We start from the raw sequence: 6,947 nt of genomic DNA on the forward strand, positions 1-6,947 counted from the left end.
GCCTTCGCTTACGGCCCAAGCGTCCCGATCACGTCTGGTCCTACGATTTCGTCGAGCACCGCACGCACAACGGGCGCAAGTACCGGATGCTGAACGTCATCGATGAGTTCACGCGTGAGTGCCTCGCCATCCGTGTATCCCGTAAGCTGAAGGCCCTCGATGTCATCGATGCGCTCTCGGACCTCTTCAGCCTGCGCGGTGTGCCCGCTCATATCCGCTCGGACAACGGGCCGGAGTTCATCGCCAAGGCCGTTCAGGACTGGATCGCGGCGGTGAGATCGACGACCGCCTACATCGAGCCGGGCAGTCCGTGGGAGAACGGCTATTGCGAGAGCTTCAATGCGAAGCTGCGGGATGAACTGCTCTATGGCGAGGTGTTCTGCACTCTCAGGGAAGCCAGCATTGTCATCGAGCAATGGCGTAAGCACTACAACAGCATCCGCCCGCACTCGTCGCTCGGCTACCAGCCACCTGCGCCGGAGGTCGTCATCTGGCCAACCGAACCGAGCAGCTCAACGCCGCTCATAAGCCCCGCCATCGTCACGCGACCGACGATGCACTAACTTCGAACTCGGGCCACCGTATGGAGGCAGGCCACGGACACGGGCTGACCCTCACTGAGTAACCTCGCTGGCTTCACTCCAGCGGGCAACCCAAAGATACAAGACGGATTGTCGGGCAATCCAAGCTCGTAAAGAGAGTGTGAGAGCCGCCGCGAAGCACTATGGGATCAGCCCGACCACCGTGCAGAAGTGGCGGCCACGTCAGACCAGCACCGATGCGCGGATGGGACCGACGGAGCCTCGCTCCACGGTGCTGAGCCTGGAGCACGCGCGGAAGGATGGGCGGACCGCGCTCAAGCCCATAAGCGGCGATCGCAACTAGCAGCGCCTGGAAACGCAGGCCGCCCTGATCCTTCGGCGCAACGAACTACACTCGCTCTCCCGGCTACGGGGACTGCGCGACAGTCACCAAGAACACTATCGCTGCGCAAGCACGAGCAGGCTGTTACGCTTCTTCGCCCGATATGAGATCCCCCGCAAAAAGAGGCTGTCCACGCGGCCGAGCAGGAGCGGTAGGATGTGAGGGCCACGCGCGAGAACTGGTTCGATGGGCAACCCGACCTTGATCCAGATCGCGTGGTTTTCCTCGACGAGACGGCGGCCACGACGAAGATGGTTCGCCGCCATGGTCGTGCTCCGCGCGGTTAGCGCTGCCGGATCGCCGTGCCTCACTTGCACTACAAGACCACCACCATCACCGCCGCCCTGCACGCCATGGGACTGATCGCCAGGACCGTCTTCAATGAAGCCACGAATGGTATGCGCTTCCGAGCCCACGTCACCGACACTCTGGCTCCGATGCTGAAGCTCGGAACACCGTCATTCTCGACAATCAGAACGCCCATGATGTCGCCGGGGTGCGCGAGACCATCAAGGCGGTCGGCGTACGGATTCTCTACCTCCCGGCCTCCAATCCCGACTTCAATCCGATAGATCCTTCGACAGGCTCAGGATAAGGAGGTCTTTGCTATGGCCAAGGCTGCTCCCCGTACAACTGTAGCATGAACCGCCGCCTACCTGACCATCGCCATCAGGACGCATTCGCCGCCGTCCGACCGGACAAATACCGAAACTACTCCACTACTGCGGGATATGATAACTATGAACCAACTCGAAGGGGCACCGGTTAGCTAGAGCTGACATAGCTCCGCGTGATGGGGCGCGAGGGCACGAATGGAAAGCTCTTGGCTTGGTTCACCGCCATCCTACAACAGGTCGGCGACGATTCGGACAGGGGCAGCAACTGCTATCTGCCGGGCACGGAGGGCCGCTTGTGGGCGAGTGCCGCTCGTCAGGTCAGCGGGTGTACTACTCGTCCCGCCTGCCGCACAGTACATCAAGACGCGCATTATCCGGTATGCTAAAGGCGCGTTCGGCCCGCAAAAAAGTCCTCCAGCAGCTCAGCATAAAGCTCAACCTCGATCACTTCAATCGACACCTCTGAGAAGGCTGCATCGAAACGGGTTGATGACGTGCATAGCCTGCGCCTCCCTTCAACACCTGCACCTTGCCGAGCATCGTCGGATGGAGCCGGGAAAAATGATAACTTGCTTTTCGGAGCCGCCGCCGTGAACCAGCCCGTCCGCCGTGCATAAGGCCATCACTGAAATGCTGTTCGCCAAACTCTTACCCCGCCCTGTGTCCGCCGCCGAACGCTCTTCAAGCTGCCCAATATTATCAGAATGATCAGATGGTACTGGTTGTCGCAAACCTAACGTTTGTGTAAGTAGCCTTCGAAATTTAAACAACACACACAGCGAGCAAATCTAATGGCGACGACAAATGTAAAAAGACAGAAGCTGAAATATCGCCTTTTATGTCAAAAATATTTCGAATAAAAATTTTTATTTAACTGAACTCCAGCCAAATTCAAGCAAGGGATAAATTGAAATATGCTTATGACAGATTCATTTGCAATCAATGGCCGATTTCTTACACAGTCGATGACAGGCGTCCAGCGTTACGCATTCAATGTAACGAGTTCAGTAGGACGAATTATGGATTCCAAAGGAAGGGCAGTCCATCTGCTTTCTCCCATCAATGCCACAGACCCTATAATAATTGGTTCTGAGTTTAAACCAATTGGTACTTTCAAAGGACAGGCATGGGAACAAATAACACTCCCGTATTCATGGCAAGGCAACTTATTAAATCTTTGCAACACTGCGCCGGCTATCAAAACCAATCAAGTAGTATGTATGCATGATGCCAATGTGTTCATTGAAGGGAACTCCTATGGGACCGCGTTCCGTTTGTTTTATGAAAATCTTCAGCCGCTACTCGCTCGACGCGTTACTAAAATAACGACGGTCTCAAAATTTTCGGCTGGTCAAATAGCTCAATTTTTATCAGTAAAGCTTTCGAATATTAGTATATTGCCAAATGGGCACGAACACGTGCATAGTTGGAACCCAATGTTGGCAACGTTAGCCCCTTCGATGCTGAGGCAAACCGCGGATGGTCAGTTGCGTCCTTTTATATTGGCCCTAGGATCACGCGCAAGGCACAAAAATCTTGCCATGCTACTTGGCATAGCCGAGCAGTTGGCAGCCATGAATGTTGATCTTGTTATCGCAGGCGGCCAATCCAATATCTTCGCGTCGGAAGATTTTGCTCGAAATGAAAACGTCCGGCACCTCGGTTTTGTGACGGATCACGATTTGGCTTATCTTTTCGATCGAGCTCTTTGCTTAGTTTTTCCATCACTGACAGAAGGGTTTGGATTACCTGCCTTAGAGGCTATGGCCCTTGGCTGTCCCGTTATTTCAACGGATCGGGCCAGTTTACCCGAGATCTGTGGCGATGCAGCGTTGCTGGCACCGCCGAATGAGCCTGAGCTGTGGATCAAACACATTGAATCCCTACTTGAAAGATCTGACCTCCGTGAGGAGCTTATCGAACGCGGTCGCGATCAAGCTCTTAAATTTTCTTGGAATGACACGGCACAAGGTTACCTCGATCTCATGCAATCACCATTCCAGGCAATTGTGGGGAATCGCAAGAAATCTTCATTTGCCCCTAAAGTCGCTGTCGTCGTCGCAACGCTAGGTCGGCCCGAGATAGTTGCACAGACATTGCGCCGAATAATAGATCGGCAAACCTACGCCCCTGAGTCAATAATAATTTCGTGTACAAAACTGGAGGACGCCGGAGAAGCCTCGGAATGGCCTCAAGTCAAAGTTATAATAGGTCCGAGCGGTTTGGCTGCTCAACGTAATACGGCTCTCTCAGCAATCACTGAAGATATTGAAATCGTCGCGTTTTTTGATGACGACTTTATACCTGCTCCGGACTGGATTGAAGTTGCGGTTCGGATATTTGATTTTGACAACAATATCACCGGTTTAACTGGTCGTATACTGGCGGATGGAATCAAAGGACCCGGCTTAAGTTTTGCTGATGCAGATCGTTTTATCAATGAAGCGAATACTCTGGACTCGATACCATACATAGAGTTATTTAGCCCCTATGGTTGCAATATGGCCTTTCGTACCTCTGCCATAGGTCAATTGCGTTTTGACGAACGCCTTGTTTTATATGGTTGGCTTGAAGATCGGGATTTCGGCGCACAGTTGAAATCAGATGGAGGACGGCTTGTGAAATGTTCTCTCGCGCAGGGCGTGCATTTAGGCGTTAAAAGTGGTCGGATCGCCGGAGATCGACTCGGTTACTCGCAGGTTATTAACCCGTTGTATATGCTAAGGAAGGGTACAATGACCCTGCCCCAAGTCGCTGACCATTTGTTTCGAAATCTTACTAGTAACTTCATAAAATCGTTCTCGCCTGAGCCCTTTATCGATCGTCGCGGTCGCCTTCGCGGCAACTTACGCGGATGCGTTGATGCGATGTTAGGGCGCTTCGAGCCGGAGCGTGCGATTAAAAAGAGACGCGATTAGTATACCGCGTCAAAAAAAATGTTTGCTCCGCTCGATCGATCGACTCTCGCGATATTTGATACTCATGATTGCTTGCAATTTACAATATTGGTGGACTGTCCAAAGTTATCCATTTTGCCCATGCGATCTTGTTTGTGAATCTATAGCTTTAATACGAAAGATCATTACAATTGAAAATCATATAGCCATTAATTTGTGACTCGCAACCGCTCGCAAACTTGTGTTTAGGGATTGCCAATTTATCTGTCATGTGACTACCTAATACGATCTTAAATGGCTTAACCGCGCCCAGCTCATCAAACTGTGGGAGCAACGCCAGCAGCGTTCCATGCCCTTCGCGCTTCACCTCAGGGAAATGCACCATAATGATTTCATCCGTTATAACGGCTGTTTACATAAAATTATATGCGCTACGCGGAGTCCGATAGATATGTCCGGCTGTTGCCTAAGTGCAAAAATGCATTTAAAGACTTTAGTTCGCAAACCGACATTATACCTTTAGTTCATTTAGCTAAAGAAGATATTTAAGATCGCTTGTTCCTCCATTAATTGTTGCCTAAGATTTTTTTGAAGATATAAATTCGGAAGCCTGCCCTAACTCATTTTCAGCCCGGCTGAATCGCGGTCTACTCTGATATTTCCGCATATATCAGTCCAAAGGAACAGGATGTATTAATTTTAAACGCCGATACGATCGAACAGACTCTTTAAACTCGAATATGAGGCAATCAAATGGCACATACCTGCTGGTGTTATACGACCGACTTGAATTATTTATTACCGACTTTAGTGAGCGCGTTTCAGACAAAGGGACGCTTAGAATGTCCTAGTGACATCGTTTCCATAATCTATTTTGGTGAAGTAAATAGCATTGTTTCTCGGTACAAGCCGTTAATTGAGATGAATGGGATTGTCTTGAATATTGTTCCCGTCAGTACGCTTAATGGCTCAGGAATGGTTTGCGCTCGTTTTCATATTTCAGAGATACTAAGAGATGAAATCAAATCGGTGGTGTATATAGATGCGGATACACAAATAGTTGGAAATTTGAACCTGTTATCGAACGCGACTCCTAAAGCCGGCGGGTTGCTTGCCGCGCCAGATTTAATGAGTTTCACTGCAACAAGCGGCAAGAAATCGTCCCAACAACGTTCGCAATACTTTAATGGCTTGGGTATCAACACCGTAAATCAGGAAAAATACTTCAATGCGGGAATAATTAAGTTCAATCTTGCCGATTGGCATGAAATAAGTCGGGATTGTCTAAGAATATTGAGAGATAGAAGATCAAATCCTCTCATGTTTCATGATCAAGACGCTCTCAACATTGTTATGTCAGGTAGACAAGAATTGATATCCCTCCGATGGAATTGGCCTGCATTTTTTATAGGCCGCAACCTGGACGATCTCGTAGATCCCAGAATCATTCATTATATGTCGAAGCCACGTCCATGGGATGGAGCGTTTCGTCCCTGGGGGATTTGCGGAAACGCGCCCTATCTTGACATTATTGCAAAGTACCCGGAATTAAGTAGCCTTTATAAGCCAATGAAGGGGATTAGATACATGCGCTATGTCATTCAGCAGTTTGCGAAAGGGATTTATGAGGACTGGGGTAGCGAGGATATGCGTAGGCAAATTTCTAGAAGCGAACTTAATGCGAAGTTTTAATTCGAGAGGCTGTTAATTACTTATCCGCCGCCGATTAGCGACATTTTAAATCTACTTGTTTCCAATAATGTGTCTCGTTAGAACTTCAAGGCAATCAATAGAAGTAACTGTCGTATTTTTATTGAAAAATTGATCATCGAACAGACTTCGCGTTTAGATCGCCTCGATCTTCTCAGGAAAGGGTAAACTTTATTTTTCTTCAAGGCGTCGAATTAGCGCAAAAACTTTGTGGTCTTCGCGCAACGTATCGATAAGGTTTCGCATTTCAGCACTAAGATTAAAAGTTGGAAGTAGATTATACGAAGCTTTACGCGTTTGAAGCTATGAATTTCTACCGGGATAGTTTTGCATTTATTATAAGGCCGAACTTAATCTATTTATTAAGATATGTCACGCTCTTCTATCAAGGCCGTAACAAACATGACACCTACCTGAGTTGGGTTGAGCAATTTTAGCCATTTTATTTTGAGCATAGTCGTTCTGAGTTCATATTAGATTAGACTATTGTTCGCAGAATGAGGCTATGTATCACGAGTCTTTAGTGTAGGCAAAAATTGACTCGGCAACTTTGAGGCTGCCTTATACAATAATCGGCGTAAATAGATATAGAATTATCTATTCAAGGGGCGTTACATATTTAACGTCGTTAGCTTTAAACAGTAAGGTGTCGTACCGGACTGGCCTGCCTCCATAAAAGCGGTGCTCCTTGAAGTATGGCTTTGGGCCATGTGGAGGATGTCGTCATGGGACGGAAGAAGCCTACGGCTGAAGAGATGGTCTCCAAACTGCGCCAGGTCGATGTCCTGGTCTCGCAGGG

General features: G+C 49.0%; 4 protein-coding genes and 2 pseudogenes. 5 read left to right on the plus strand and 1 reads right to left on the minus strand.

The window, feature by feature from the left end:
* The 4 genes and pseudogenes from MKK65_RS05035 to MKK65_RS05050 form a co-directional block, all read left to right on the plus strand.
* Nucleotides 1–563: IS3 family transposase (locus tag MKK65_RS05035; RefSeq protein WP_243955970.1), on the plus strand; the 563-nt coding region annotated here is incomplete at its 5' end.
* A gap of 67 nt (nucleotides 564–630) precedes the next feature.
* A pseudogene (locus tag MKK65_RS05040) lies at nucleotides 631–828 on the plus strand (helix-turn-helix domain-containing protein); the annotation flags it as partial.
* Nucleotides 829–831: 3 nt separating this feature from the next.
* Nucleotides 832–1,693: pseudogene (locus MKK65_RS05045) on the plus strand (transposase); the annotation flags it as partial.
* A gap of 762 nt (nucleotides 1,694–2,455) precedes the next feature.
* Complete coding sequence (locus MKK65_RS05050; protein ID WP_243955972.1) at nucleotides 2,456–4,459, plus strand: glycosyltransferase; 2,004 nt, start codon at nucleotides 2,456–2,458, stop codon at nucleotides 4,457–4,459.
* Nucleotides 4,460–4,607: 148 nt separating this feature from the next.
* On the opposite strand, the gene MKK65_RS05055 is transcribed toward MKK65_RS05050, so the two are convergent.
* Nucleotides 4,608–4,823, minus strand: coding sequence for a hypothetical protein (locus MKK65_RS05055; protein ID WP_243955974.1), 216 nt, complete (start codon nucleotides 4,821–4,823; stop codon nucleotides 4,608–4,610).
* A gap of 368 nt (nucleotides 4,824–5,191) precedes the next feature.
* Between MKK65_RS05055 and MKK65_RS05060 the strand changes: the two genes are divergently transcribed.
* On the plus strand, nucleotides 5,192–6,130 hold the full coding sequence (locus tag MKK65_RS05060) for a glycosyltransferase family 8 protein (protein ID WP_243955983.1): 939 nt from the start codon (nucleotides 5,192–5,194) through the stop codon (nucleotides 6,128–6,130).
* Nucleotides 6,131–6,947: the final 817 nt, after the last annotated feature.

This window comes from Methylobacterium sp. J-001, assembly GCF_022829565.1.
Lineage (GTDB): Bacteria > Pseudomonadota > Alphaproteobacteria > Rhizobiales > Beijerinckiaceae > Methylobacterium.